Annotated in this window: 25 protein-coding genes; 17 read left to right on the forward strand and 8 right to left on the reverse strand. The window is 73.4% G+C overall.

All coding sequences use genetic code 11. The features are described 5' to 3' along the window. Positions 1 to 202: 202 nt before the first annotated feature. Positions 203 to 1,042 carry a siderophore-interacting protein gene (locus tag ACFYP3_RS15855; RefSeq protein WP_388831957.1) on the reverse strand — a complete coding sequence of 280 codons (840 nt, stop codon included), beginning with the start codon at positions 1,040 to 1,042 and terminating at the stop codon, positions 203 to 205. Positions 1,043 to 1,091: 49 nt separating this feature from the next. Next, a complete protein-coding gene (locus tag ACFYP3_RS15860; RefSeq protein ID WP_388832202.1) occupies positions 1,092 to 1,997 on the reverse strand; it encodes a 5'-3' exonuclease H3TH domain-containing protein in 906 nt (301 codons plus the stop codon). A gap of 273 nt (positions 1,998 to 2,270) precedes the next feature. Between ACFYP3_RS15860 and ACFYP3_RS15865 the strand changes: the two genes are divergently transcribed. After that, positions 2,271 to 2,819 (forward strand): XRE family transcriptional regulator, encoded by a 549-nt coding sequence (locus ACFYP3_RS15865; RefSeq protein ID WP_351295765.1) that lies wholly within the window; start codon positions 2,271 to 2,273, stop codon positions 2,817 to 2,819. A 4-nt stretch (positions 2,820 to 2,823) separates the two neighbouring features. Beyond that, positions 2,824 to 3,540, forward strand: a complete 717-nt coding sequence (locus ACFYP3_RS15870; RefSeq protein ID WP_388831959.1) for a helical backbone metal receptor — start codon at positions 2,824 to 2,826, stop codon at positions 3,538 to 3,540. 37 nt (positions 3,541 to 3,577) lie between these two features. On the opposite strand, the gene ACFYP3_RS15875 is transcribed toward ACFYP3_RS15870, so the two are convergent. Further along, positions 3,578 to 4,696: a TDT family transporter gene (locus ACFYP3_RS15875; RefSeq protein ID WP_388831961.1), complete on the reverse strand. Its 1,119-nt coding sequence runs from the start codon at positions 4,694 to 4,696 to the stop codon at positions 3,578 to 3,580. Between the two features lie 70 nt (positions 4,697 to 4,766). Between ACFYP3_RS15875 and ACFYP3_RS15880 the strand changes: the two genes are divergently transcribed. Then, the gene (locus tag ACFYP3_RS15880; RefSeq protein WP_388831963.1) at positions 4,767 to 5,690 is read left to right on the forward strand and encodes a LysR family transcriptional regulator; all 924 of its coding nucleotides are present in this window, start codon (positions 4,767 to 4,769) and stop codon (positions 5,688 to 5,690) included. 196 nt (positions 5,691 to 5,886) lie between these two features. On the opposite strand, the gene ACFYP3_RS15885 is transcribed toward ACFYP3_RS15880, so the two are convergent. The 3 genes from ACFYP3_RS15885 to ACFYP3_RS15895 form a co-directional block, all read right to left on the reverse strand. Then, positions 5,887 to 6,594 carry a gamma-glutamyl-gamma-aminobutyrate hydrolase family protein gene (locus ACFYP3_RS15885; RefSeq protein WP_388831965.1) on the reverse strand — a complete coding sequence of 236 codons (708 nt, stop codon included), beginning with the start codon at positions 6,592 to 6,594 and terminating at the stop codon, positions 5,887 to 5,889. Between the two features lie 45 nt (positions 6,595 to 6,639). Next, the gene (gene eat, locus ACFYP3_RS15890) at positions 6,640 to 8,121 is read right to left on the reverse strand and encodes an ethanolamine permease (RefSeq protein ID WP_388831967.1); all 1,482 of its coding nucleotides are present in this window, start codon (positions 8,119 to 8,121) and stop codon (positions 6,640 to 6,642) included. 173 nt (positions 8,122 to 8,294) lie between these two features. After that, a complete protein-coding gene (locus ACFYP3_RS15895) occupies positions 8,295 to 9,041 on the reverse strand; it encodes a FadR/GntR family transcriptional regulator (RefSeq protein ID WP_388831969.1) in 747 nt (248 codons plus the stop codon). A 77-nt stretch (positions 9,042 to 9,118) separates the two neighbouring features. On the opposite strand from ACFYP3_RS15895, the gene ACFYP3_RS15900 reads away from it, so the two are divergent. The 4 genes from ACFYP3_RS15900 to ACFYP3_RS15915 all read left to right on the forward strand — a co-directional run bounded on the left by ACFYP3_RS15900 (position 9,119) and on the right by ACFYP3_RS15915 (position 14,142). After that, complete coding sequence (locus tag ACFYP3_RS15900; protein ID WP_388831971.1) at positions 9,119 to 10,483, forward strand: glutamine synthetase family protein; 1,365 nt, start codon at positions 9,119 to 9,121, stop codon at positions 10,481 to 10,483. 48 nt (positions 10,484 to 10,531) lie between these two features. Then, the gene (locus ACFYP3_RS15905; protein WP_388831974.1) at positions 10,532 to 11,911 is read left to right on the forward strand and encodes an aldehyde dehydrogenase family protein; all 1,380 of its coding nucleotides are present in this window, start codon (positions 10,532 to 10,534) and stop codon (positions 11,909 to 11,911) included. A 5-nt stretch (positions 11,912 to 11,916) separates the two neighbouring features. Then, positions 11,917 to 12,711 (forward strand): 3-oxoacyl-ACP reductase, encoded by a 795-nt coding sequence (locus ACFYP3_RS15910; RefSeq protein ID WP_365483727.1) that lies wholly within the window; start codon positions 11,917 to 11,919, stop codon positions 12,709 to 12,711. Positions 12,712 to 12,798: 87 nt separating this feature from the next. Then, entirely contained in the window at positions 12,799 to 14,142 is a 1,344-nt protein-coding gene (locus tag ACFYP3_RS15915) for a haloacid dehalogenase-like hydrolase (protein ID WP_388831977.1), read from the forward strand. Here the strand turns inward: ACFYP3_RS15915 and ACFYP3_RS15920 are convergent. Next, positions 14,139 to 15,341 (reverse strand): amino acid deaminase/aldolase, encoded by a 1,203-nt coding sequence (locus tag ACFYP3_RS15920; protein ID WP_388831980.1) that lies wholly within the window; start codon positions 15,339 to 15,341, stop codon positions 14,139 to 14,141. The two genes, ACFYP3_RS15915 and ACFYP3_RS15920, sit on opposite strands and share 4 nt — an antisense overlap. 143 nt (positions 15,342 to 15,484) lie before the next feature. On the opposite strand from ACFYP3_RS15920, the gene ACFYP3_RS15925 reads away from it, so the two are divergent. Genes ACFYP3_RS15925 through ACFYP3_RS15935 form a run of 3 tightly spaced genes read left to right on the forward strand, consistent with a single transcriptional unit; the run spans position 15,485 to position 18,270 of the window. Next, positions 15,485 to 16,288 carry a hypothetical protein gene (locus ACFYP3_RS15925; protein ID WP_388831982.1) on the forward strand — a complete coding sequence of 268 codons (804 nt, stop codon included), beginning with the start codon at positions 15,485 to 15,487 and terminating at the stop codon, positions 16,286 to 16,288. Continuing rightward, on the forward strand, positions 16,285 to 17,508 hold the full coding sequence (mycP, locus tag ACFYP3_RS15930) for a type VII secretion-associated serine protease mycosin (protein WP_388831985.1): 1,224 nt from the start codon (positions 16,285 to 16,287) through the stop codon (positions 17,506 to 17,508). The genes ACFYP3_RS15925 and mycP overlap by 4 nt, the downstream gene beginning before the upstream one ends. 21 nt (positions 17,509 to 17,529) lie before the next feature. Further along, entirely contained in the window at positions 17,530 to 18,270 is a 741-nt protein-coding gene (locus tag ACFYP3_RS15935; protein WP_388831988.1) for an SseB family protein, read from the forward strand. 109 nt (positions 18,271 to 18,379) lie between these two features. Here the strand turns inward: ACFYP3_RS15935 and ACFYP3_RS15940 are convergent, their stop codons facing one another. Next, the gene (locus ACFYP3_RS15940; RefSeq protein ID WP_388831991.1) at positions 18,380 to 18,757 is read right to left on the reverse strand and encodes a DUF1844 domain-containing protein; all 378 of its coding nucleotides are present in this window, start codon (positions 18,755 to 18,757) and stop codon (positions 18,380 to 18,382) included. Positions 18,758 to 19,081: 324 nt separating this feature from the next. On the opposite strand from ACFYP3_RS15940, the gene infC reads away from it, so the two are divergent. The 7 genes from infC (at position 19,082) to pheT (ending at position 26,843) form a co-directional block, all read left to right on the forward strand. After that, positions 19,082 to 19,801, forward strand: coding sequence for a translation initiation factor IF-3 (gene infC / locus ACFYP3_RS15945; RefSeq protein WP_037805393.1), 720 nt, complete (start codon positions 19,082 to 19,084; stop codon positions 19,799 to 19,801). Positions 19,802 to 19,905: 104 nt separating this feature from the next. After that, positions 19,906 to 20,100 (forward strand): 50S ribosomal protein L35, encoded by a 195-nt coding sequence (gene rpmI, locus ACFYP3_RS15950; RefSeq protein ID WP_030012385.1) that lies wholly within the window; start codon positions 19,906 to 19,908, stop codon positions 20,098 to 20,100. Between the two features lie 101 nt (positions 20,101 to 20,201). Next, the gene (rplT, locus tag ACFYP3_RS15955) at positions 20,202 to 20,588 is read left to right on the forward strand and encodes a 50S ribosomal protein L20 (protein ID WP_007263143.1); all 387 of its coding nucleotides are present in this window, start codon (positions 20,202 to 20,204) and stop codon (positions 20,586 to 20,588) included. Positions 20,589 to 20,775: 187 nt separating this feature from the next. Beyond that, a complete protein-coding gene (locus ACFYP3_RS15960; protein ID WP_385817103.1) occupies positions 20,776 to 21,636 on the forward strand; it encodes a TrmH family RNA methyltransferase in 861 nt (286 codons plus the stop codon). Between the two features lie 55 nt (positions 21,637 to 21,691). Then, positions 21,692 to 23,035 (forward strand): ATP-binding protein, encoded by a 1,344-nt coding sequence (locus tag ACFYP3_RS15965; RefSeq protein ID WP_388831996.1) that lies wholly within the window; start codon positions 21,692 to 21,694, stop codon positions 23,033 to 23,035. Between the two features lie 152 nt (positions 23,036 to 23,187). After that, entirely contained in the window at positions 23,188 to 24,315 is a 1,128-nt protein-coding gene (pheS, locus tag ACFYP3_RS15970) for a phenylalanine--tRNA ligase subunit alpha (protein ID WP_388831999.1), read from the forward strand. After that, positions 24,315 to 26,843 (forward strand): phenylalanine--tRNA ligase subunit beta, encoded by a 2,529-nt coding sequence (pheT, locus tag ACFYP3_RS15975; protein ID WP_388832002.1) that lies wholly within the window; start codon positions 24,315 to 24,317, stop codon positions 26,841 to 26,843. The genes pheS and pheT overlap by 1 nt, the downstream gene beginning before the upstream one ends. The last annotated feature ends 120 nt before the right edge of the window (positions 26,844 to 26,963 follow it).

Below are 26,963 nucleotides of genomic sequence, written 5' to 3' on the forward strand. Positions count from 1 at the left end.
GGTGGCTCCCGCCGGGTGGCTCCTGCCGGGGGTGCGGGTGCGAGGCCGCGGGTGCGGCGCCGCTGCCGGGGCTCCGCCCCGGACCCCGCGCGTCAAACGCCGGCGGGGCTGGATTCGGTGCGGCGAGGCTGCGAGATCGGGGCTCCGCCCCGGACCCCGCGCCTCAAACGCCGGCGGGGCTGGCAGGCAGACCTCGGCGGGGTTATGCCGCTGCCGCGTGGTCCTGTTCGGCTTCGATCGTGGCGTTCCAGTCGCGCTTGATCGCGCGCCAGCCCTCGTCCGTTTCGCCCAGGCGCCAGTAGCCCGAGATGGAGAGGCGTTCGCGGGGGATGCCGCGTTCGAGGCGGAGGTGGCGGCGGAGGTCCTTGACGAAGCCGGCCTCGCCGTGGACGAAGGCGTGGACGTCCGCGGAGGGGAACTCCAGGGCGGTGACCGCCTCCACCAGGGCCTGGCCGATCGGGCGGCCGGCGCGGTGCAGCCAGACCGGGACGACGCCGTCCGGGGTGGCGACCTTCAACTCGTCCTGCGGGCCCTCGATCTCCACGAAGGCGTGGACGCGCGTGCCCTTCGGCATCCGCTCCATCGCCGCGGCGATCGCCGGCAGCGCGCTCTCGTCGCCGACCAGGAGGTGCCAGTCGGCCGTCGGGTCCGGGGCGTAGGCGCCGCCGGGGCCGAGGAAGTGCACGCGCTCGCCCGGCTGCACCCGCGCCGCCCAGGGGCCAGCCAGGCCCTCGTCGCCGTGGACGACGAAGTCGAGGGTCAGCTCCCGGTGCGTCGGGTCCCAGCTCCGTACGGTGTACGCGCGCTGGCGCGGCCACTGCGCCCGCGGGAAGTGCGCGCGGATCTCCTCCAGGTCCCAGGGCTCGGGATAGACGACGCCTGCCGGGGGGAACAGGATCTTGACGTAATGGTCGGTGTACTCGCCCGCGCCGAACTCCGCCAGGCCCTCACCGCCCAGCACGAGCCGCACCATGTGCGGCGAGAGCCGCTCGGTGCGTACGACGACGGCGGTGCCGACGGTGCGGGCGCGTCCTTCTGCCACGGTGTCTCCCCTGACTCCCCTGAAACTTAGCCTTACCTAAGTTAGCACCTCAACGGAGCAGTGCACTGTTCAGGCGGGAGACTGCCCCGCCCAGACCCCACCGATGGGCTAGCGCGTCGACCAGTTCCGGCTGCGCGGGCGCCGTCGGAAGGGCCGGGTCGAACGGCGGCAGCGGCACGTCGGAGGCCACCTGGACCACCTTCGGGGCCACCGCCAGATACGGTCGGGACTCGTCCAGCCGCTTGCGCTGAGTGGGGGTCAGCTTCGACTTCGGGTCGTCGACCGCCGCGATGATCCCGGCCAGGCTGCCGTACGCGTCGAGGAGCTTCGCCGCCGTCTTCTCGCCGATGCCGGGGACGCCCGGCAGGCCGTCGCTCGGGTCCCCGCGCAGCAGCGCCAGGTCGGCGTAGCCGGGGCCGTCGACCCCGTACTTCTCGCGCAGCCAGGCCTCGTCGGTCACCTGGAGGGTGCCGACGCCCTTCAGGGGGTACAGGACCCGGCGCTGCCGGGCGTCGTCGACGAGCTGGTAGAGGTCGCGGTCGCCCGTGACGATGTCCACCGGCCCGTCGGCGCGGGCCGTCAGCGTGCCGATCACGTCGTCCGCCTCGTACCCGGCGACGCCCACCCGGGCGATGCCGTAGGCGTCCAGCGCCGTCTCGATGATGGGGACCTGGGGGGCGAGCGTGTCCGGGGTCTCCTCGACGTCGGGTCCGCTCTCGGTCTCCTCGGCGACCCGGTGGGCCTTGTAGGAGGGGATCAGCTCCACCCGCCAGTGCGGCCGCCAGTCGGCGTCCATGCACGCCACCAGATCGTCCGGCCGGTGGTCCTGCACGAGCCGGCCGATGAAGTCGAGCAGCCCGCGCACCGCGTTGACCGGGGTGCCGTCGGGGGCCCGCACGGAGTCCGGCACGCCGAAGTAGGCGCGGTAGTAGAGGGAGGCGGTGTCCAGGAGCATCAGGCGTCGTGTCGTCACGGACACGATGATGCCGCAAGCCTCGGCACGGACCGTGAGCGGTCGGGTACGGGAAGGGCCGTGCACGCGAAACCGGGGGCGGTTGCTGCGTAAGGTGCTTACAGCACACCGATGTGCGACGGACATGGGGAGGGCAGCCCCGACATGAACGACAGGGACGGCACCGACGGTACGGACGGTACGGACGGCCTGCGCGACAAGCTGACCGACAGGGACGAGAAGAGCAAGGACAAGGACGGCAAGGAGCCGCTGCGGGTGGGAGTCGCCGTGCGCAAGCGGCGCCGCGCGCTGCACCTCACGCTGGCCGCCGTGTCGGCGCGCAGCGGCCTGTCGGTGCCCTTCCTGAGCCAGATAGAGAACGAGCGGGCCCGGCCCAGCATGCGGTCCCTGGAGCGGGTCGCGGACGCGCTGGAGACCACGGCCGTCGAGCTGCTGGCCGCCTCCGACACCGCGCGCACCGTGGACCTCGTACGGGCCGGCGACGAGTCGGGGCTCGGCCCCGTCCAGGGCGTACGCCCCCTCGTGCGCGGGCACCACCAGCTGCACGCGCTGGAGTTCACCGGAGATCAGGACGCCGGCCGCGAGTACCAGCACCGCAACGACGAACTGATGTACGTGGTCGAGGGCGCCTGCCAGGTGGAGGCGGAGGGGCGGGCGTACCGGCTGGAGAGCGGGGACGCGCTGTTCCTGTCCGGGGGCGTGCGCCACCGTTGGCGGGCCGTCACCGAGGACACCAGACTCCTGGTGGTCGCGGTGGGCGAGCACATCCACGCCACCTCCGAGCCGCCCTCTCCCGAGCACTGAGCCGGTGCGCGTCGTCTCGCTGGTGCCCTCGCTGACGGAGGCGGTGGCGGTGAGCGCCCCCGGCCTGCTCGCCGGGGTCACGGACTGGTGCACGCACCCCGCCGACCTCGGGGACGCGGTACGGATCGGGGGCACGAAGAACCCCGACGTACGCAGGATCGCGGAGCTGCGCCCCGACCTGGTCATCGCCAACGAGGAGGAGAACCGGGCCCCGGACCTCGCGGCCCTGCGGGCGGCCGGGCTGGAGGTGCTGGTCACCGAGGTACGCGACCTCCCGCAGGCGCTGCGGGAGCTGGACCGGCTGCTGGTGGGGGCCCTGGGGCTGACGAGGCCGGGGTGGCTGGCGGACGCGGAGCGCGCGTGGGCCCGGGCGGAGCCCGCCGCGGCGCTCACCGCTTTCGTGCCGATCTGGCGGCGGCCGTGGATGGTGCTGGGCCGCGACACCTTCGCGGGGGACCTGCTGGCGCGGTTGGGCGTCCGCAACGCGTACGCCGGGCACCCGGAGCGGTACCCGCGGGTTCCGGTGGAGGAGCTCGCCGCGGTCGGCTGCGATCTGGTGGTGCTCCCGGACGAGCCGTACCGCTTCACGGCCGAGGACGGCCCGGAGGCCTTCCCGGACCTGCCCGCCGCCCTGCTCAGCGGCCGCCACCTCACCTGGTACGGGCCTTCGCTGGCCGAGGCCCCGGCCGTGCTGGCCGGGGCCCTGCGGGCGGCCCGCTGAGCCGTGTGCAGGGCCCGTCGGGCCGGTCGGGCCCCGGTCAGCGGGGCAGCAGCACGCCGCTGAAGAGGCCGCGGAGGGTGTGGACGGCGGCCGACAGCCAGGCGGTCACCAGGGCGAGGAAGAGCGCGGTGGCCAGCCAGGCGAAGGCGGTCAGGCCCGTGTGGTGGGCCAGGCCGGTGGCGCCGGTGACGCAGGTGCCGACCGGGAAGGTCAGGGCCCACCAGGTCATGGCGAAGCCCATGCCGGCCCGGGCGGCGCGGACCAGCATGGCGGCGGCGAGGGCCAGCCACAGCAGGGCGAATCCCATCACGGGGACCCCGTAGACGACGGTGAAGGCGCTCAGCGCTCCGGCGTAGGGGGCGCCGATCGACTGGTGGGCGACGTCGGCGAGCTGGTTCACGGCGGTGGTGGACTGGCCGAGGGGGCCGAGGACGAGGAAGAGGGTGGGGGTCAGGGCCAGGGGGAGGGGCCCGCCGACGATCAGCCGGCCGAAGATCAGGGGCAGCATCAGCAGGGTGGCGAGGAGGCTGATGCCGAACATGGCGTAGCAGGCGAGGAGCAGGGCCTCGCGGGGCTGGCCGGCGGGCAGGTGCGGGACGAGCAGGGGGCCGACGGCCGCGGAGACCATGGGGGCGACCAGGGGCAGCAGCCAGACGGGGGTGGCCTGGCGGGGCTCGACCTTGTGGCGCACCACCATCAGATAGGGCACGACCACGGCCATGACCAGGCCGATCGCCGTGCCGGTGGTGAAGAGGACGGCGTCCACGGCGACGGCCGCGCCGGTCCCGACGAGGTCCTTCCCCACGAGGAGGGTGCCCCCGCCGACGGCCAGCAGTGCCATCGACAGACAGCCGTAGAAGGGGGCGACCGCGGGGTCGAGGAGGTGGGCGCGGGCCTGGTCGCGGTGGTGGATCCAGTGGCCGGCGCGGGCGGTGAGCAGCACGGCGAGGACGGCGGCGGACAGCGCCCAGAGGAGCTGGCAGGCCACGCGCTGGCCGGGCAGCTGGTACGGGAGCGTCGCGCCCGCGTTGGCGATGATCGCCGTGCCCATGACGCAGGCGTACCAGTTGGGGCCGAGGTGCCGCAGCGCGGGAGCCTTGTGGGCCCGGACTGCGGGGGTGGTGTGGGTGCGGGGTCGCACGAGGGTGGTGGCCATGCACCCAGCCTCGCGCCGGGGCGGGCAGCGCGGCAGAGGTCATCTCCCTATGAGGCCATAAACTGATGTTATGGGTGATGAGGAGTGGGTTCCGCTGGCGCACCGGGTGCCGGACCTGGGCGCGCTGGAACTGCTGCTCGCGGTCGCGCGGGTCGGCAGCCTGAGTGGCGCCGCCCGGCGGCTGGGCATCACGCAGCCCGCGGCGAGCAGCCGGATCCGGGCGATGGAGACGCGGCTCGGGGTGGCCCTGGTGGACCGCTCGCCGCGGGGCTCGACGCTGACGGCCGAGGGCGCGCTGGTCACGGACTGGGCCCGACGTGTGGTGGAGGCGGCGGAGGCCTTCGACGCCGGCGCGCAGGCCCTGCGGGGGCGGCGGGACTCGCGGCTGCGGGTGGCCGCCAGCATGACGATCGCGGAGTACCTGCTGCCGGGGTGGCTGATCGCGCTGCGCGGGGAACGGCCCGACACGGCGGTGTCCCTGCACGCCGGGAACTCGGCGGTCGTCGCCGAACGCGTCCTCACGCACGAGGCCGACCTCGGCTTCGTGGAGGGGCTGACGGTGCCGGAGGGACTGGACTCGGCGGTGATCGCGCAGGACCGGCTCGTGGTGGCGGTGGCGCCGGGGCACGCGTGGGCGCGGCGCTCGCGGGGGGTCGAGGCGGCGGAACTGGCCGCGATGCCGCTGATCCTGCGGGAACGGGGGTCGGGGACGCGGCAGGTGCTGGACGCCGCGCTGGCCGGGAGCGGGACGCTGGCCGCGCCGCTGCTGGAACTGGCCTCGACCACCGCGGTCAAGGCGGCGGCGCTGAGCGGTGCGGGGCCGTGCGTCCTGTCGGAGCTGGCCGTGGGGGACGAGCTCGCGGCGCGGCGGCTGGTGGAGGTGCCGGTGTCGGGGGCCGCGCTCGGCCGGGCCCTGCGGGCGGTCTGGCCGGCGGGCTCCCGCCCGGCGGGCCCGGCGCGCGACCTGCTGTCACTGACCCGCCGCCTGTCCTAGGTCGTCTCTTTCGGATCTTGCCGGTCAAGCCCGCGTCGTCCGGTGCCGTGCATCGGCGTGTTGGCGGGGCGCCCTTGTACTGGACGTACTGGGGTGCTCCGCCAACACGGCGAGGTGCGGTGCCGGGCGGCGCGGGCGAGGCAAGATCCGGAAGAGACGGCCTGGCCGCAGGCCGCGCCGGTGGCCGGCGCCACGGTCAGGGCACCGGGACCGCCGCGCGGGCGTGGGCGGCGGAGATCAGGGACTCCATCACGCGGGTGTCCTTGTCCCGTTCCGGGTGCCACTGGACGCCCAGGATCCACCGGTCGGGGTCGGGGACCTCGATCGCCTCCACCGTGCCGTCCAGCGCGTGGGCCGACACGATCAGGCCGCGGCCCAGGCGGTCCACGGCCTGGTGGTGGTAGGTCGGGACCTGCGCCTCCTGCGGGACCAGCTCCGCGTAACGGGTGCCCGGGACCGGCCGGACCGGGTGCCAGGAGGTGCCGCCGGGGGCGTCGACGTGGCCGTCGATGTGCTGGATCAGCGTGCCGCCCAGGGCCACGTTCAGCGCCTGCATGCCCCGGCAGATGCCCAGCAGAGGGGTGTCGGAGTCGAGCGCGGCCGCGATCAGGGCCAGTTCCCAGTGGTCGCGGACCGTCGCGGGGGCACCCGTACGGGGGTCGCGCGCGGCGCCGTAGTGGACCGGGTCCACGTCCGGGCCGCCCGCGACCACCAGACCGTCCACCCGGCTCAGCACCTCCGCCGCCGAACCGGGTTCGTCCGGCGGGAGCAGCACGGCCGCGCCGCCCGCCGCCTGGACCAGTTCGTAGTACCCGGTCGGTACGAGGGACGTCGGGAGGTCCCACACCCCGTAGCGGGTGGATTCCTCGACGTAGGTGGTGATGCCGATGAGCGGCCTGGGCACGTTCGTTACCTCCGGCAGGGGGCAGGGCAGGGCAGGAACAGGGTTTCAGTCACGGCTCAGTTCCGCCTCGGCTTCCGCCAGAGCCGCGAACTCCTCCTCGGGCGCCGAGGCCACGAGGTGGTGCCGACTGTAGATCGCGAAGTAGGCGAGGGCGACGGCGTACACGGCCAGCGCGATGAATGCCGCGTCCTTGTCCACCAGGAAGGTGGCGACCAGGGCCGAGAGGGCGAGTACGAAGGCCACCGAGGACGTCAGGATCCCGCCCGGGGTGCGGTACGGGCGCTCCAGGTCCGGCTCCCGGCGGCGCAGCACGATGTGCGAGAGGGCCATCAGGGCGTAGGAGATGGTCGCGCCGAACACCGCGATGTTCAGCATGCGCGCGCCGTTCCCGGTGGCGGCGGCCAGGGCGAAGCCGATGGCGCCGGGGATGACGAGGCCGAGGTACGGGGCCTTGCGCTTCGAGGTGAGCGAGAGGAAACGGGGCAGGTAGCCGGCCCGCGAGAGGGCGAAGAGCTGGCGCGAGCCCGCGTAGATGAGGGAGAAGAAGGACGCCACCAGGCCGGCCAGGCCCGCGTAGTTCACGAAGCGGCTGAGCGCGGTCGGGCCGCCGTCCCCCTCCAGGGCGACGACCAGCGGGTTGCCGGCCGCCTTGACGGCGTCGGCGCCCTGGGCCCCGGTCGCGGCGAAGAAGGTGATCAGCGCCAGCAGGGCGAGGATGCCCATGGAGATGGCGAGCGCCTTCGGCATGGAGCGGACCGGGTCCTTCGCCTCCTCGGCCGCCAGCGGTACGCCCTCGACACCGAGGAAGAACCACATCCCGAAGGGGAACGCGGCCCAGATGCCGAGGACGCCCAGCGGCAGCCAGGAGTTCGAGCCGAAGGCGCTCGCGTCCACCGGGATGTCGTTGAGGCCGTCGGCGCTGAACTCGGTGAGGGCGCCCACGGCGAAGATGAGCAGGGCGGCGACGGCGATCGCGGTCACGACGAGGCTGAAGCGGAGCGCCTCGCCCACGCCCCAGAGGTGGACGCCGATGAAGACCACGAAGCAGCCGAGGTAGACCGGCCAGTTGGAGGTGAGGCCGAAGAGGCCGAGGGACTCGACGTAGTCGCCGATGAAGATGACGATCGCGGCCGGGGCGAGGATGTACTCGATGAGGATGGCGGTTCCGGTGAGGAAGCCGCCCCAGGGGCCCAGGGCCCGGCGGGCGAAACCGTAGCCGCCGCCCGCGGTCGGCAGGATGGTGGACAGTTCCGCGAGGGAGAAGACCAGGCAGGCGTACATCGCGCCCATGAGGACGGTGGCGATGGCGAGGCCGCCGAAGCCGCCCTTGTCGAGGCCGACGTTCCAGCCGGAGAAGTCGCCGGAGACGACGTAGGCGACGCCGAGACCGGTCAGCAGCAGCCAGCCGGCGCTGCCGCGGCGCAGCGTGCGGCGCTCCAGGTAGTCGTCCGCGCCCGGGTCGCCGCCCTCGGCGGACTCGGTGGGTGCGGGTACGGCTGTCAGCCGTGCCTCGATGTCGTCGGCCATCGTGCGCTCCTGCCTCAGGGCAATGGTTGTGGGGCGTACCTTTGCTCTTGTGGAGTGGAGAGCGCAAGACCTCTGCGTTAAACAGAAGTTACGAAACCCTCCCGGCCCCCGGTTCCGGATCCGCTCCCGGCCCCCCGTTCCGGATCCGCTCCGGGCCGCCGTTGCGGTCACCCTCAGGCCAGGAAGCCCCGCAGCAGCGCCGCCGTGCCGCAGCAGTGCTCGCGCATCGTCTCGCGCGCCCCGGCCGCGTCCCGCGCCAGCACCGACTCCACCAGTGCCGTGTGCTGCTGCTGGGAGTGCTCCAGGTTGCGCACGAGCAGCGGGATGCAGTCCAGCAGGTCGTTGACGGTGGCGCGGACGGCCGCGTACTGGGCCGTGAGGGTGGCGGATCCGGCGAGCTCGCACAGGGTCAGGTGGAAGAGCGTGTCCTGGCGGCGGTAGTCGGCGAGCGGGGCGTCGTGCGTGGCCGCCAGCGCGGCGAGCAGCCGTCCGGCGCCCTCCTCGGTCAGTCCCTGGGAGGCGCACAGGCCGGCCGCCCCCACCTCCAGCACCTCGCGGAAGCGCAGCGCGTCCTCGATGTCCACCCCGGCGACGCGCCGGCGCAGCTCCTCCTCGGCGCCGCCCGCCGGGGTGTCGGGGCGGGGCAGCACGAACGTTCCGCCGTACCGCCCGCGTCGGGCCTCCACCAGGCCCTGGTCCTGCAGTACCTTCAGCACCTCGCGCAGGGTGACCCGACTGATGCCCATGCGCTCCGCCAGTTCGCGCTCGGGCGGCAGCCGTTCGCCGCCCGGCACCAGGCCCAGCCGGACCACCTGGAGGATCTGCTCGAGCGCCTCCTCGAACCCGTTGCCCGCCCGCACCTGCCGCAGCACGGGATTCAGCCGCGCGATCGCGTCGCCTTCACTCGCCGTATCGGTCATCTCGGCTCCGCCCCTTCCCAAGCAATGGTTCTATTCAATACCTTAGGCGCACTCGGCTCACCGAAGGAGAGATTCCCGTGGTAGACCGCACGCCGCCGCTCGCGACCGAGGAGCTCCGCGCCCTCGTCGCCAGCGGCGAGATCGACACAGTGGTCCTGGCCTTCCCCGACATGCAGGGGCGGCTCCAGGGCAAGCGGTTCGCCGCACAGTTCTTCCTCGACGAGGTCCTCGAACACGGCACCGAGGGCTGCAACTACCTTCTCGCCGTCGACACGGACATGAACACCGTCGACGGGTACGAGATGTCCTCCTGGGACCGCGGCTACGGCGACTTCGCCATGCACCCCGACCTCGCCACCCTGCGCCGCATCCCCTGGAACCCGGGCAGCGCCTTCCTCCTCGCCGACCTCGCCTGGAACGACGGCTCGCCCGTCGTCGCCGCGCCCCGGCAGATCCTGCGCCGCCAGCTGGAGCGCCTCGCCGAGCACGGCTTCACCGCGATGGTCGGCACCGAGCTGGAGTTCATGGTCTTCCGGGACACCTACGAGGAGGCCTGGAACTCCCACTACCGCGGCCTGACCCCTGCCAACCAGTACAACATCGACTACTCGGTCCTCGGAACCGGCCGCATCGAACCCCTGCTGCGCCGCATCCGCAACGAGATGCAGGCCGCGGGCCTGACCGTCGAGTCGGCCAAGGGGGAGTGCAACCTCGGCCAGCACGAGATCGCCTTCCGCTACGACGAGGCGCTGACCACCTGCGACCAGCACTCCGTCTACAAGACCGGGGCGAAGGAGATCGCTTCCCAAGAAGGCGTCTCGCTGACCTTCATGGCGAAGTTCGACGAGCGCGAGGGCAACTCCTGTCACATCCACCTCTCGCTCGCCGATTCAGACGGACGCAACGCGATGGCCGGGGACGGACCAGGCGGAATGTCACCGGTGATGCGGCACTTCCTGGCCGGCCAGCTGGCCGCGCTGCGCGACTTCTCCCTTCTCTACGCCCCCAACATCAACTCGTACAAGCGTTTCCGGCCGGGATCCTTCGCGCCGACCGCCGTCGCCTGGGGCGTGGACAACCGGACCTGCGCGCTCCGAGTGGTCGGCCACGGCCGCTCCATGCGCTTCGAGAACCGCCTCCCCGGAGGCGACGTCAACCCGTACCTCGCCGTCTCCGGCCTCGTCGCGGCCGGCCTCTACGGCATCGAGAACCGGCTGGAGCTGCCCGACGCGTGCGCCGGCAACGCCTACACCGCCGAATACGCGCACGTGCCGGCCACCCTGCGCGAGGCGGCCGAGCTCTGGGAGAACAGCGAGATCGCCAAGGCCGCCTTCGGCCCCGAGGTCGTCGCCCACTACCGGAACATGGCCCGCGTGGAACTCGACGCGTACGACTCCGCGGTGACCGACTGGGAGCTGCGCCGCTCCTTCGAACGTCTCTGATCCGCCCGGCACCGCACCGCCAACCATCGAACGTCTGTGAGGCACCACGTGTCCGATGAGCTGGACCCACTCAACCTGCGAGTGCTGAACCCGGCCACCGAGGAAACCGTCGCCATCGTCCCGGCCGCCACACGGGACGATGTCGACGCCGCCGTCGCCCGGGCCGCCGCGGCCCAGCGGGCGTGGGCGGCCGCCGCCCCCGCCGACCGGGCCCGGCTGCTGCGCCGCTTCGCCGCGGTCGTCGACGGCCACGTCGAGGAACTGGCGCAGCTGGAGGTCCGCGAAGCCGGCCACACCATCGGCAACGCCCGCTGGGAAGCCGGCAACGTCCGCGACCTCCTCGACTTCGCCGCCGGGGGAGTGGAGCGGCTCTCCGGCCGCCAGATCCCCGTCGCCGGCGGCATCGACGTCACCTTCCTCGAACCCCTCGGCGTCATCGGCGTGATCGCCCCCTGGAACTTCCCCATGCCGATCGCCGCCTGGGGCCTGGCCCCGGCCCTCGCCGCCGGCAACGCCGTCATCCTCAAGCCCGCCGAGACCACCCCGCTGACCGCGCTGCGCCTCGCCGAACTCGCCCTCGAAGCCGGGATCCCCGAGCACCTCTTCCAGGTGCTCCCCGGGCACGGGGCGGTCGCCGGCGACGCGCTCGTCGAACACCCCGGCGTGGCCAAGATCGTCTTCACCGGCTCCACCCGCGTCGGCAAGCAGATCATGGCCAAGTGCGCCGAGCGGGTGAAGCGCGTCACCCTCGAACTCGGCGGCAAGAGCCCCAACATCGTCTTCGCCGACGCGGACCTGGAGGCCGCCGCGGCCGCCGCCCCCATGTCCTTCCTCGACAACACCGGCCAGGACTGCTGCGCCCGCACCCGGATCCTCGTACAGCGCTCCGTGTACGACCGCTTCCTGGAGCTCGTCGCCCCCGGCATCGCCGCCGTGGCCGTCGGCGACCCGCTCGACGAGAAGACGCAGATGGGCCCGCTGATCTCGCGGACCCAGCTGGACCGCGTACGGTCCTTCGTCACCGACGACCTCACCGCGATCCGCGGCACCACCCCCGAGGGCCCCGGCTTCTGGTACCCGCCGACCCTCGTCACGGACGTCACCCCCACCGCGCCCGTGGCCGCCGAGGAGGTCTTCGGACCGGTCGCCGTCGTCCTGCCCTTCGAGGACGAGGAGGACGCCGTACGCCTGGCCAACGCGACCGAGTACGGGCTCTCCGGCTCCCTCTGGACCCGCGACATCGGCCGCGCCCTGCGCGTCTCGCGCGCCGTCGCCGCAGGGAACCTGTCCGTCAACTCCCACAGCAGCGTCCGCTACTGGACCCCCTTCGGCGGCTACAAGCAGTCCGGCCTCGGCCGCGAGCTCGGCCCCGACGCCCTCACCGCTTTCACCGAGACCAAGAACGTCTTCATCAGCACGGAGGCCTGAACCACATGACCAGCCAGAGCCCTGAAGAGATCGTCTGCCGCCGCCTGGTCGGCCGTACCGCCGTCATCACCGGAGCCGGCAGCGGCATCGGCCTCGCCACCGCCCGGCGCCTCGCGTCCGAGGGCGCCCACATCGTCTGCGGCGACATCGACGAGACGGCCGGCAAGGCCGCCGCCGAGGAGGTCGGCGGGACCTACGTGAAGGTCGACGTCACCGACAAGGAGCAGGTCGACGCCCTCTTCAAGACGGCCTTCGACACCTACGGCTCCGTCGACATCGCCTTCAACAACGCGGGCATCTCGCCCCCGGACGACGACTCCATCCTCACCACCGAGCTCGACGCCTGGCGGCGCGTCCAGGACGTCAACCTCACCTCCGTCTACCTGTGCTGCAAGGCCGCCCTGCCCTACATGCAGCGCCAGGGCCGCGGCTCGATCATCAACACCGCCTCCTTCGTCGCGATCATGGGAGCCGCGACCTCGCAGATCTCCTACACCGCCTCCAAGGGAGGCGTCCTGGCCATGTCCCGCGAGCTCGGCGTGCAGTTCGCCCGCGAGGGCATCCGCGTCAACGCCCTGTGCCCGGGGCCGGTCAACACCCCGCTGCTCCAGGAGCTGTTCGCCAAGGACCCCGAGCGCGCCGCCCGCCGCCTCGTGCACATCCCGCTGGGCCGCTTCGCCGAGCCCACCGAGATCGCCGCCGCCGTGGCCTTCCTCGCCAGTGACGACTCCTCCTTCATCAACGCCACCGACTTCCTCGTCGACGGCGGGATCTCCGGCGCGTACGTCACCCCGCTGTAGACCACCGCGGCGCAGACCACCCCGTTCCGGGCCGGCCGGGTGCCGTGAGGCGCCCGGCCGTTCCGTGCCCGAACCCCGAGGAGCAGCATGCGCAGCAACAGAACCGCCACCCTCGCCCTCATCGCGGCCGTCGGCTCCGCTCTCCTGCTGGCCCCGCCCGCCGAGGCGGACCAGAGCCACTGCCGCAGGGCGACGGTGGGAGCCGGCTGGTACGGCGACAACCAGGCCCGGCTCCAGGAGCTCGTCGACCAGTACGGAAGCTGCGGCCCGTACCGGCCCGCCCGGGCCAAACCCGTCGCCGTCTTCGACTGGGACAACACCGTCGTCAAGAACGACGTCGGCGACGCCACCATGTTCTGGCTGCTGCGCAACGGGAAGATCCGCCGCCCCGCCGACTGGGCCGCCACCAGCCGCTTCCTCACCCCGGCCGCCGCCGGCGCCCTCGCCGGCGCCTGCGACGCCCTCGCCCGCCCCGGCGCCCCGCTGCCCACCGGCACCCCCGGCGGAGCCGGCTGCGCGGACGAGATCAACGCCGTCTACGGGACCGCCGCGACCCGCGCCGGCGCCGCCGCCTTCGCCGGCTGGGACCGCCGCACCACCGAGCCCTCGTACGCCTGGCTGCCCCAGCTCATGCAGGGCTGGACCGCCCGCGAGATCCGGGGCTTCGCCGCCGCCGCCCGCGCCGAGAACCTCGCCGCGCCCGTCGGCGCCGTGCAGCAGGTCGGCAGCGGTACCGCCACCGGCTGGGTGCGCTACTACGAGCAGCAGAAGGACCTCATCGGAACGCTGCGCGCGTCCGGCTTCGACGTCTGGATCAGCTCCGCCTCGCCCCAGCCGGTCGTCGAGGTGTGGGCCGAGGGCGTCGGCATCGACGTGGACCACGTCATCGGCATCCGCAACACCACCGCCCACGGCGGGCGGTTCACCTCCCACCTGAAGGGCTGCGGATCCGTCCGGGACGGCGCCGACACGATGATCACCTACATCGACGGCAAGCGCTGCTGGATCAACAAGGAGGTCTTCGGGGTGCGCGGCCCGGCCGCCGAGAAGGTCCGGCCCGCCGGCCGCCGCCAGGTGTTCGCCGCCGGCGACTCCGACACCGACGTCTCCTTCCTGCGCGACGCCACCGCCCTGCGGCTCGTCGTGAACCGCAACAAGAACGAGCTGATGTGCCGGGCGTACGACAACGGCGACGGCCGCTGGATCGTCAACCCCATGTTCATCGAGCCCAAGAAGCAGAAGGCCGGCCCCTACCCGTGCGCGACGACGGGCTACGTCGACCACGACGGCACCAGGGGACCGGTCCTGCGCGACGACGGCGGCGTCATCCCCGACCAGACGGACGCGGTCTTCCAGGACCCGGCCCGCCAGGACCCGGCCCGCCAGGACCCGGCCCGCCAGGTCGGGACCGCCGGGTCAGGACGCTCCTAGAGGAACGTGCGGCCCTCGCCCCGGTAGGTCGGGGCCGTGGCCGTCACCCGGTCCCCCTCCACCAGGTGCAGCGTGTCGAAGCGCTCGCACAGCTCGCCCGCCTTCGCGTGCCGGAACCACACCCGGTCGCCGATCAGCAGGTCGTCGGCCGGGCCGCCCAGCAGCGGTGTCTGCACCTCGCCGGCCCCCTCCTGGGGGTCATAGCGCAGCCCCCGCGGCAGGTACGGAACCGGCAGCCGGTCCGCGCCGGCCGCGCCCGAGGCCGGGTAGCCGCCCCCGAGCACCGTCACCACGCCCACACCGGGCCTGCGCACCACCGGCTGCGCGAACAGCGCCGCCGGACGCCCGCTGAAGGAGGTGTAGTTGTCGAACAGCCGCGGCACGTACAGCCCCGACCCGGCGGCCACCTCCGTCACCGCGTCCTCGGCGACCGTGTACTGCACGCTGCCGGTCCCGCCGCCGTTGACGAACTCCAGGTCCGGTACGACCGCCCGCACGGCCCGCACCACCTCGGCCCGCCGCGCCGCGAGCTCCCTGCGGGCCGCCCCCTGCATCAGCCGTATGGCCCGGGAGCGCAGCGGCCGGCCGGCCGGCGCGTCCCCGACCCCGGCGACGTGGCCCTCGTACGCCATCAGGCCGACCACCCGGAACCCCGGCCGGGCGCAGACCGTACGGGCCAGCGCGGCCAGCTGCGCCGGCTCGCGCAGCGGGGACCGGCGGGCCCCGACCCGGACCCGGCCGCCGAACAGCTGCAGGGCGGTGTCCAGTTCCAGACAGACGCGGATCTCCTCGGCGCCCCCGTCGCGGGCCCCGTCGATCAGCTCCAGCTGCGCCGGATCGTCGACCATCACCGTGACGGCGCCGGCCAGTTTGGCGTCGTTCGCCAGCTCGGCGAAGCCGGCCCGGTCGGCGGACGGATACGCGAGGAGCACGTCCTCGAACCCGGACCGGGCCAGCCACAGCGACTCGGCCAGCGTGTACGACATGATCCCGGCGAACCCGGGCCGGGCCAGCACGCGTTCGAGCAGCGCGCGGCACCGCACCGACTTGCTGGCGACCCGGACCGGCTTGCCGCCGGCCCGGCGCACGAGGTCGTCGGCATTGGCGTCGAAGGCGTCGAGGTCCACGATGGCCAGCGGTGCGTCCAGGTGCGCGGTCGCCCGGTCGTACCGGGCGCGGTCGGCGGCGGGGGAGTTCATGGGCGGCAGCTTGCCAGAGGTCTGTACCGGTGGGTAGGGGTCGGCGACCGCCGGAGGCGGGGACACCGGCGCCGCGGGGCCCCGCCGGGGACCCCGTAGAGTACGGGCAGGCAGCCGTACGGAACGGGGGGCGGAGCCGCCGGATGACCACGACGACACCGCGGACCACGATCCCGGGCGAGCCCGATCCCTGGTCCCCGCCGCCCCAGCCCGCGCACGCCCCGCCGCGCCGCCACCCGGGACGCGTCCTCGCCGCCGCGCTCTGCCTCCTCCTCGGGGGCGGCCTCGTCGGCGGAGCCGCCGTCACCACCTGGGTCGAACACCGCGCCGCGAACCGCCCGTTGCCGGCCGACGCCGCCTACCGCAAGGCCGAGTCGCTGTGGCGGGCCGCGCCCGTGGACAGCCTCTTCCCACCCGTCCTGGCCGGCCCCGCGGCCGGCCCCGGCGGCTCCGACCGGACCTGGACCCGCGTCGCGCTCGCACCCGACGCCGACTGCGCGGCCGCCCTGGCCGCCGACTGGCAGGCCCTGTTGGCCGCCACCGGCTGCACCCGCGTGCTCCGCGCCACCTACACCGACGCCACCCGCAGCTCCCTGATCACCGTCGGCCTGGTCTTCACCCCCGCCGACGCCCCCGCGATGAGCGCCCTCACCGGCCGGATCACCGCCCCGCCGGCCTACGGTTTCGCCGACGGGCAGCGCGCCGCCTGGACCGCGTCCGTACGCGACGAGGCCCCCGTCGTGGTCTACGCCGTCTCCGCCTTCGCCGACGGCCGCCCGCTGGACGCGCCCCGCCCCGCCGAGGACCTGATGAAGAAGGACGCCACCGGAGCCGCCGCGCAGGCGGGCCTCGGGCACGAGGCCAAGGCGGTCGCCGCCCGCATCGGGGACGGCGTGGCGCTGCTCGCCGCACCGCCCGTCACGCCCGCGCCGAAGGCCGCCCGATGAGCCCGCCACGGGCGCTCGGGCGGGCGGCCGCGGCCCTGACCGCCGCCGCCCTCCTCACGGCCGCCACCGCGTTCCCGGCCGCCGCCGACACCATCCGAGACCGCCAGTGGGGCCTGCTCGCGCTCCGCGCCGAGGAGGCCTGGGGCACCACCCGGGGCGACGGGGTGACCGTCGCCGTCCTCGACACCGGGGTCGACGACTCCCACCCCGACCTCGCCGGCCAGGTCCTCGAAGGCACCGACCTCATCGGCATGGGCGCCGGCCGCGGCGACCGGACGTGGGCCCGCCACGGCACCGCCATGGCGAGCATCATCGCCGGGCACGGCCACGGACCCAGCCGCGGCCAGGGCGTCCTCGGCCTCGCCCCGCAGGCGCGGATCCTGCCGGTCCGGGTGATCCTCGAAGAGGGCGACCCGGGCCGGGGCAAGGCCCGCGACAGCAAGGGCGGGGCCCTCGCGGAGGGCATCCGCTGGGCCGCCGACCACGGCGCCGACGTGATCAACCTGTCCCTCGGCGACGACAGCGACTCCGCCCACCACGAGGCGGGCGAGGACGAGGCCGTCCAGTACGCGCTCGCCAAGGGCGTGGTCGTCGTCGCCTCCGCCGGCAACGGCGGCGAGACGGGCGATCGCGTCTCCTACCCGGCCGCGTACCCGGGGGTGATCGCCGTCACCGCCGTCGACCGCCGCGGCAGGAAGGCCACGTTCTCCACGCGCAACTGGTACGCCACCGTCAGCGCCCCCGGCGTCGACGTGGTCATCGCCGACCCCGACCGCTCCTACTACGAGGGCTGGGGCACCAGCGCCGCCGCGGCCTTCGTCTCCGGCGCCGCGGCCCTGATCAAGGCCGAGCACCCGGACCTGTCCCCGGCCCAGATCAAGAAGCTGCTGGAAGACACCGCCTCCGACTCCCCGGCCGGCGGCCGCGACGACGCCCGCGGCCACGGCACGGTGGATCCGGTCGCCGCCCTCCAGGCCGCGGAGTCCACGCGGGCGGAGGCCGCCGTGCCCGCCCCCGCCGCCGCCGGGAGCAGGTACTTCGGCCCCGGCCCCGAGCCGGCCCGCCCGCCCGAGCGCAGCGCCCGGCTCGGCGCCCCCGCGGCCGCGGTCGCCGGAGCGGTGCTGCTCGTCCTGGCCGCCGTACTGGGCCGGCGCCCGCGGCGGGGCGGCCGGGGCCGCGACCGCGGGCCCCTCACCGCGCCCTCGCATCCGGCACAGTAGGGTCGGGTAACTGTGGCGAACATGGCGAACAAGAACATTCCCGACCCGGGCTTCTCCGACGACGACGGCTCGGCCGATCCGCGGCTGACCGCGGCCCTGGCCGCCTGGTCCGAGGACCGGGCCAAGGAGCCCGAGGTGCTGGCCGCCCTCAAGGGGGCCCGGCTGCTGGTCCCCGTCGTCGCCGTCCTCGGTGAGGTGGAGACCGACCCGGAGACGGGCCTCAAGCGCGAGAAGAGCAGCGACATGGCCGTCCCGACGCTCCGGGCCGGCGACCGGCGGGCCCTGCCCGCCTTCACCTCGACCGCCTCGCTCGCGCGCTGGGACCCGGCCGCCCGCCCGGTGGCGGTCCCGCTGCACCAGGCGCTGGCCGCCGCCGCGCACGAGAAGGCCGACACCGTGGTCCTGGACCTGGCCGGGCCCGTCGCCTACCAGCTGACCGGCCCGGCGCTGCTGGCCCTCGCCGAAGGCCGTACGGACGCGGACCCGCTGGCCGACCCCGCCGTACGGGAGGCCGTGCGGGACGCCGTGGCCGCGGAGCCGGCCGTGCTCCGCGCCCACCTCGGCCCGGGCGGCGCCGACGCCGACGGCACCCTCGCGATCGTGCTGGCCGGCGGGGCGCAGGCGCCCGCCGCGGCCCGCCGCGTCGCCGAGGCCCTGGCCGCGGACACCACCCTGCGGGCCCGGCTGGTGCGCGGGCTGGACCTGGCGCTGCTGCTGCCGGACGCGCCGGTCCCGCCCGGTGAGGCGCTGTTCACCCGCTGAGCGGGGCGGAGGAGACAAGAAGACGAGAGGAGAGGCGGGTCACACGGGGGACTTCCCGCGTGACCCGCCTCTCCTCTCGTCGTGGTTCGTGCCCGGCGTACCCGCGCGATCAGGCGAAGACGGGACCCGTGAACTTCTCGCCCGGGCCCTGGCCCGGCTCGTCCGGGACGATCGAGGCCTCGCGGAAGGCCAGCTGGAGCGACTTCAGGCCGTCGCGCAGCGGGGCGGCGTGGAAGGAGCTGATCTCGGTGGCGCTCGCGGTGACCAGGCCGGCCAGGGCCGTGATCAGCTTGCGGGCCTCGTCGAGGTCCTTGTGCTCGGAGTCCGGCTTGTCCAGGCCCAGGTTGACCGCCGCGGCGCTCAGCAGGTGCACGGCCACCGTGGTGATCACCTCGACGGCGGGCACGTCCGCGATGTCGCGGGTCATGGAGTCGTAGTCGGGGGCGCCGTCGGCAGCGGGGTCGGTGGAGGGTGTCGCGTCAGTCATGCGCCCCACGATATGCCGTGCGGCGGGCTTGCAACGCGGGTGCTAGTATGTACATCGACCGGCCGGACACTTCTGTGCCCGGCCCACAAGTGGAGGCTCCGTTTCTCCCACCTGACCGTCCTCCGGGACGGCGGGTCACCGGTCAGGTGGCATCCATCGTTCCGTACGGACGATGGAAAGCTGCCCGAGTCTACGCCCCGCGGTCGCACGCGACGGTGTTCCGGTTGTATTGGAGCCCCTGCCTGTGCCCGGCGGGGCTTTTTTGGTTTCCCGCTGTGGTCGGTCTGACGGAAATACACGTCAGCGGCTGTCTGCCAGGCAGTCGTGTGGTGCTACCGAGGAGGATCCATCAGCACCGAGCCCCGCATCAACGACCGGATTCGCGTTCCCGAGGTACGGCTTGTCGGTCCCAGCGGCGAGCAGGTCGGCATCGTGCCGCTTGCCAAGGCGCTTGAGCTCGCGCAGGAGTACGACCTCGACCTGGTCGAGGTCGCGGCGTCCGCACGCCCGCCGGTCTGCAAGCTCATGGACTACGGCAAGTTCAAGTACGAGTCGGCCATGAAGGCCCGTGAGGCGCGCAAGAACCAGGCGCACACGGTCATCAAGGAAATGAAGCTCCGGCCGAAGATCGACCCGCACGACTATGACACCAAGAAGGGTCACGTCGTTCGGTTCCTCAAGCAGGGCGACAAGGTCAAGATCACGATCATGTTCCGTGGTCGCGAGCAGTCCCGGCCGGAACTCGGCTACCGACTGCTGCAGCGCCTCGCTTCGGACGTCGAGGACCTCGGGTTCATCGAGTCGAACCCGAAGCAGGACGGCCGAAACATGATCATGGTCCTCGGTCCGCACAAGAAGAAGACCGAGGCGATGGCCGAAGCCCGCGAGGCGCAGGCCGCCCGCAAGGCCGAGCGCCAGGGTGTCGCCCACGCCGACGACGAGGCCCCTTCCGAGGACGCCGCCGTCGAGGTCGAGGAGACCACCGAGGTCGCCTCCGCCGACGTCACCGAGGCCCCCGCCGACGAGACGAACGCCGAGGCCTGATCCCGAGGCAGCCCGTCTCGGATCACCGACACAACATGACGCTCCCGCGAGCCGGTCCCGCAACGGACCGGTGGGAGCGCCACCGACGAGGAGATAACGGCGCCATGCCGAAGAACAAGACGCACAGCGGTACCAAGAAGCGCTTCAAGGTCACCGGCTCCGGCAAGGTGCTCCGCGAGCGCGCCGGCAAGCGCCACCTGCTCGAGCACAAGTCGTCCCGTGTCACCCGCCGCCTCACCGGCAACGCGGAGATGGCCCCCGGCGACGCCGCGAAGATCAAGAAGCTTCTCGGCATCTGATGTCCTCCGCTCCCCTCGCGGGAGCGGGACGTCAAGACCGGGACCCCATCGAATTCGGGCCGTGTGAAGACACCCACGGCCCCGCTACAAGGAGTTAAAAAGTGGCACGCGTCAAGCGGGCAGTAAACGCCCACAAGAAGCGCCGGGCAATCCTCGAGGCGGCCTCCGGCTACCGCGGTCAGCGTTCGCGCCTGTACCGCAAGGCCAAGGAGCAGGTCACCCACTCGCTGGTCTACAACTTCAACGACCGCAAGAAGCGCAAGGGCGACTTCCGTCAGCTGTGGATCCAGCGCATCAACGCCGCTGCCCGCCAGAACGGCATGACGTACAACCGCCTCATCCAGGGTCTGAAGGCCGCCAACATCGAGGTGGACCGCAAGATCCTCGCCGAGCTGGCCGTCAACGACGCCAACGCGTTCGCCGCGCTGGTCGAGGTCGCGCAGAAGGCGCTTCCGGCCGACGTCAACGCCCCCAAGGCCGCTGCCTAAGGGCTAGCCGGCCCCGCTTGACGCGGCCGGCCCCCACGGACCCGCAGGCATTCGCCTGCGGGTCCGTGTGCTTTCACCCCGCGCCCCGCGCGCCCACCCGCGCGCCCACCCGCGCCCCCGCTTTCCCGCGCGCCCGCTTTCCCGCGCCCCGCGCGCTTCGGAACCCCGAGAGAGAACCGCTGAGACCATGGGTACCCCCGCCGAGCTGATCTCCCCCCGATCCCCGCGGGTGGCCGCCGCCAGGCGACTGGCGCGGCGCAACTTCCGCACCAAGGAGCGCCGGTTCATCGCCGAGGGCCCGCAGGCGGTCCGCGAGGCCGTCGAGCACCGCGGTCCCACCGGCGCGTCGACCCTGATCGAGCTGTTCGCCACCGTCGAGGCCGCCGAACGCTACGCCGAGATCATCGACGCCGCCCTGGACGCCGGTGCCCGCGTGCACTACGCCTCCGACGAGGTGCTCGCCGAGGTCTCGCAGACCGTCACCCCGCAGGGCCTCGTCGGCGTCTGCCACTTCCTGGACTCCCCGTTCGAGGAGATCCTGAAGTCCGGGCCCAGGCTCGTCGCCGTCCTCGCGCACGTCCGCGACCCCGGCAACGCCGGTACGGTGCTGCGCTGCGCCGACGCCGCCGGCGCCGACGCGGTGGTGCTGACCGACGCCTCCGTGGACCTCTACAACCCCAAGTCCGTACGGGCCTCCGTGGGCTCCCTCTTCCACCTGCCGGTCGCGGTCGGCGTCCCGGTGGAGCAGGCCGTCGAGGGCCTGCGGGCGGCCGGCGTACGGATCCTGGCGGCCGACGGCGCGGGCGAGGACGACCTCGACGCCGAGCTGGACGCGGGCACCATGGGCGGTCCCTCCGCCTGGGTCTTCGGCAACGAGGCCTGGGGCCTGCCCGAGGAGACCAGGGCCCTGGCGGACGCCGTGGTGCGGGTCCCGATCCACGGCAAGGCGGAGAGCCTGAACCTGGCGACGGCCGCCGCCGTGTGTCTCTACGCGTCCGCGCGTGCACAGCGGGCGCCCGGAGGGTGCCGCTCCGTGACCCCCAGCTAGTAATGTGGCGGCCCGGGGGCCCACTGCGCTACTCGGAGATGTGGGGTACGGGGACATGACCGTCGGTACGAACAGCTCACCGGGGGCCGGCACGACGGCCGGTCCACCGGTGTCGGCCGGACCCGGCCCCGCCCAGGTCACACCGCGGGCCGACGCCCTGGCCGGCGTCCCGCCGCAGGCTCCGGCCGGCGCCCGTCCGGGCGGCCCCCCGGACGCCGGGGACCGCGCCGACGCAGAATCCCCGGGGCGCGCCGCACGCGCGCGGCGCCCCGTACCCCCGCAGGCCGCCGCTCCGGCCCCCGCGCTGCGCACGACGGTCGGGACGGCTCCGGACGGCGACGCCCCCGGTGAGGGGCTGGGCTTCGGGATCGACCCCGACAGCCTCCCCGACGGGCTCGTCGTCGCCGACCACACCGGACGCGTCATCTGCTTCAACCGGGCCGCCGCCCGGATGACCGCCACCGACCCCGCCGAGGCCCTCGGCGCCCGCATCGACCGGGCGCTCCCGCTGGAGGACCTCGAAGGCCGTCGCTGGTGGGCGCTGACCGACCCCTACGGGGGCCTCGCCACCCGCCGCGGACAGCCCGAGCGCAACCTCCTGCTCCCCGGCGGCCGGGAGGTCCTGGTCTCCGCCAGCTACGTCCGCACCCACCCCACCGGCCCGCTGCGCCGCCTCGTCGTCACCCTCCGGGGCACCGAGGCGCGCCGCCGCACCGAGCGCAGCCACGCCGAGCTGATCGCCACCGTCGCCCACGAGCTGCGCTCCCCGCTGACCTCCGTCAAGGGGTTCACCGCCACCCTGCTCGCCAAGTGGGAACGGTTCACCGACGACCAGAAGCGGCTGATGCTGGAGACGGTCGACGCCGACGCCAACCGCGTCACCCGCCTGATCGCCGAACTCCTCGACATCTCCCGCATCGACTCCGGCCGCCTGGAGGTGCGCCGCCAGCCCGTCGACATCGCCACCGCCGTCGCCCGTCACGTACAGGCGCTCACCGCGAACGGGCAGGACCCCGAGCGGTTCCTCGTGAGCGTCAGCCGTCCGCTCCCCGATCTGTGGGCCGATCCGGACAAGATCGACCAGATCCTCGGCAACCTCCTCGAAAATGCGGTGCGCCACGGAGAGGGAACGGTCACCATCGGGGTATCGCCGCATGAGAAGGGAACCGCCGTCACCGTGTCCGACGAAGGCCCCGGGATCCCCGAGGAGTCGATGGGCCGCGTCTTCACCCGCTTCTGGCGGGGGAGCAAGCGCGGCGGCACCGGCCTGGGCCTGTACATCGTCAAGGGCATCGTGGAGGCCCACGGCGGCACCATCACGGTCGGCCGCGGCCCCGGCGGCGGCGCCGAGTTCCGATTTATCCTGCCCGTGAGCGCCCCGGCGTACCTCACGCAGTAGCACTGCTGAGCATCCCGCCGGACGGCCCACGGGCTCCTTGCACCCCCAGCGGCCTTTAGACTCGTCCTTTGGCACCTTTGTGTCTCTGTGTCGATCGCTCTGATCGTGCCGTACGGGGACCCACCAGCCAGCCATCGGAAGTACGGGAAGAGATGTCGGCACCGAACAAGTCGTACGACCCTGTCGAGGTCGAGGCACTGAAACCGGAAGAGATCGAGCGCATGCGGGACGAGGCGCTCGCCGCCTTCGCGTCCGCCGGCGACCTCGACGCGCTGCGTGAGGCGAAGACCGCGCACATGGGCGACCGCTCGCCCCTGGCGCTCGCCAACCGCGAGATCGGCGCGCTGCCCCCGCAGGCCAAGGCCGAGGCGGGCAAGCGCGTGGGCCAGGCCCGCGGCGCCGTGAACAAGGCCTTCGGGGCCCGCACGGTCGAGCTCGAGGCCGAGCGCGACGAGCGGGTGCTGGTCGAGGAGGCCGTGGACGTCACGCTGTCCTACGACCGCGTCCCCGCCGGCGCCCGGCACCCCCTGACCACGCTGATGGACCGCATCGCGGACATCTTCGTGGCCATGGGGTACGAGGTCGCCGAGGGGCCCGAGGTCGAGGCGGAGTGGTTCAACTTCGACGCCCTCAACTTCACGCCCGACCACCCGGCGCGCCAGATGCAGGACACCTTCTTCGTCCGGGGCCCCGAGGGCACCGAGGGCGACGAGTCCGGTGTCGTGCTGCGCACCCACACCTCCCCGGTGCAGGCGCGCTCGCTGCTGGAGCGCAAACCCCCCGTCTACATCGTCTGCCCGGGCCGCGTGTACCGCACCGACGAGCTCGACGCGACGCACACCCCGGTCTTCCACCAGGTCGAGCTGCTCGCCGTGGACGAGGGCCTGACCATGGCGGACCTCAAGGGCACCATGGACCACATGGTCCAGGAGCTGTTCGGCGAGGGCACCACCACGCGCCTGCGCCCGCACTTCTTCCCCTTCACCGAGCCGTCCGCCGAGATGGACATGCAGTGCTACGTGTGCCGCGGCGCGTCGGTGGGCAACCCCGACCGTCCGTGCCGCACCTGCTCCAGCGAGGGCTGGATCGAGCTCGGCGGCTGCGGCATGGTCAACCCCAAGGTGCTCGTCGCCTGCGGTGTGGACCCCGAGAAGTACAGCGGGTTCGCCTTCGGGTTCGGCATCGAGCGGATGCTGATGTTCCGTCACAACGTTGAAGACATGCGAGACATGGTCGAGGGTGACGTTCGCTTCACCCGGCCGTTCGGGAGTGAGATCTGATGCGCGTCCCGCTTTCCTGGCTGCGGGAGTACGTCGACCTGCCCGCGGGCGAGACCGGCCGTGACGTGGCCGCCAAGCTGGTCGACGCCGGCCTGGAGGTCGAGACCGTCGAGCAGCTCGGCGGCGGGCTCAAGGGCCCGCTCGTCGTCGGCCAGGTGCTGACCATCGAGGAGCTCGAGGGCTTCCGCAAGCCGATCCGTTTCTGCACGGTCGACGTCGGCCAGGCCAACGGCACCGGCGAACCGCAGGAGATCGTCTGCGGCGCCCGGAACTTCTCCGTCGGCGACAAGGTCGTCGTGGTCCTGCCCGGCGCCGTGCTGCCCGGCGACTTCGCGATCGCCTCGCGCAAGACGTACGGCCGCACCTCGCACGGCATGATCTGCTCCGGCGACGAGCTGGGCATGGGCGACGACGGCACGCACGGCATCATCGTGCTGCCGCACGAGCACGAGGTCGGCACCGACGCGATCGAGCTGCTCCAGCTCGTCGACGAGGTCCTCGACATCGACATCACCCCGGACCGCGGCTACTGCATGTCCATGCGCGGTGTCGCCCGCGAGGCGGCCACCGCCTACGGCCTGCCGCTGCGCGACCCGGCGCTGCTCGACGTGCCCCAGCCGAACTCGTACGGCTACCCCGTCAAGATCGACGACCCGGCGGGCTGCGACCGCTTCACCGCCCGCACGGTGACCGGTCTCGACCCCGACGCGCGCTCCCCGATCTGGCTGACCCGCCGCCTGCAGAAGGCGGGCATGCGCCCGATCTCGCTCGCCGTCGACATCACCAACTACGTGATGCTCGAACTCGGCCAGCCGCTGCACGCCTACGACCGCTCCAGCATCGAGGGCGCCATCGGTGTCCGCCGGGCCGAGCAGGGCGAGAAGTTCACCACCCTCGACGGGGTCAAGCGCACGCTCGACGCCGAGGACCTGGTGATCACCGACAACAGCGGCCCGATCGGGCTCGCCGGTGTCATGGGCGGCGCCAACACCGAGATCGCCGACTCCGTCACCGACCCCGAGACCGGCCAGGTCACCGGGACCACCGACGTGGTCATCGAGGCCGCGCACTTCGACTCCGTGTCGATCTCGCGCACCGCCCGCCGCATGAAGCTCTCCTCCGAGGCCTCCAAGCGCTTCGAGCGGGGCGTCGACCCGCAGGCCGCCGCCGCGGCCGCGCAGCGGACCGTCGACCTGCTCGTGCTCCTCGCGGGCGGCACCGCCGAGGCGGGCGTCACCGAGGTCCTCGCCCCGGGCGCGCCGCGCACCATCGCCATGCCCGCGGACCACCCGGACCGCGTCGCGGGCATGGAGTACGGCCGCGAGACCGTCGTGCGCCGCCTCCAGGAGATCGGCTGCGACGTCTACGGCCAGGACGAGCTCGTCGTCACCGTCCCCTCGTGGCGGCCCGACCTCGCCGCGCCCAACGACCTCGCCGAAGAGGTCATCCGGCTGGAGGGTTACGGGAACCTCCCCTCGACCCTCCCGCAGGTGCCCTCCGGCCGCGGTCTGACCGCCCGGCAGCAGCTGCACCGCCGGGTCGGCCGCGCGCTGGCCGGCGCGGGCTACGTCGAGGTGCTGAGCTACCCCTTCATCGGCGAGGGCGTCTTCGACCAGCTCCAGCTCCCGGCGCACGACGCGTCGCGCCAGGTGGTCAAGCTCGTCAACCCGATCTCCGACGAGGAGCCGGCGCTGCGCACCACGCTGCTGCCGGGTCTGCTCGGCGCGCTGCGCCGCAACGACAGCCGGGGCAGCCACGACCTCGCGCTCTTCGAGACCGGTTCGGTCTTCCGGGCCGGCCCGCAGCCGGGTGTCGCCGTACGGCTGCCCGTCGACCGCCGTCCGACGGACGAGGAGATCGCCACCCTGAACGCGGCCCTGCCCGCGCAGCCGCGGTACGCCGCGGTCGTGCTGGCCGGTGCGCGTGAGCAGGCCGGCTGGTGGGGCAAGGGCCGTCCGGCCGACTGGGCGGACGCGGTCCAGGCCGCCCGCTCGCTGGCCGTCGAGGCCGGCGCGGAGCTCGTCGTCCGCCAGGGCCAGTACGGCCCCTGGCACCCGGGCCGCTGCGCCGAGCTCGTCGTCACCCTCGACGGCCTCGAGCAGGTCATCGGTCACGCCGGCGAACTGCACCCGCGCGTGGTCAAGGCGATGGGCCTGCCGGCCCGCACCAGCGCCATGGAGCTCGACCTGGACCGCCTCGCGGCGGCCGGCGGCGAGGCCCTGCAGGCGCCCCGGATCTCCACCTTCCCGGTGGCGACCCAGGACGTCGCGCTGATCGTGGACGCGTCGGTTCCGGCGTCCTCCGTGGAGGCCGCGCTGCGCAAGGGCGCGGGCGAACTCCTGGAGTCGCTGCGGCTGTTCGACGTGTTCACCGGTGAGCAGGTCGGTGAGGGCAAGAAGTCCCTGGCGTACGCGCTGCGCTTCCGCGCGACCGACCGGACGCTGACCGCCGAGGAGTCCACGGCCGCGCGCGACGCGGCGGTGGCGCTGGCGGGCGAGCGGACCGGGGCGGTGCTCCGGGGGGCGTAGCCGCACCCGCGTAAGGCCAGTTGAGGGCGCATCCGGACCACCGGATGCGCCCTCACTCGTTCGGGTGAGAAGCGCGGAGGCCCGTGTCCGGGGCACCGGTCGGTCGACACAATCGATCCG

The organism is Streptomyces sp. NPDC005533 (assembly GCF_042871845.1).
Taxonomy (GTDB): Bacteria; Actinomycetota; Actinomycetes; order Streptomycetales; family Streptomycetaceae; genus Streptomyces.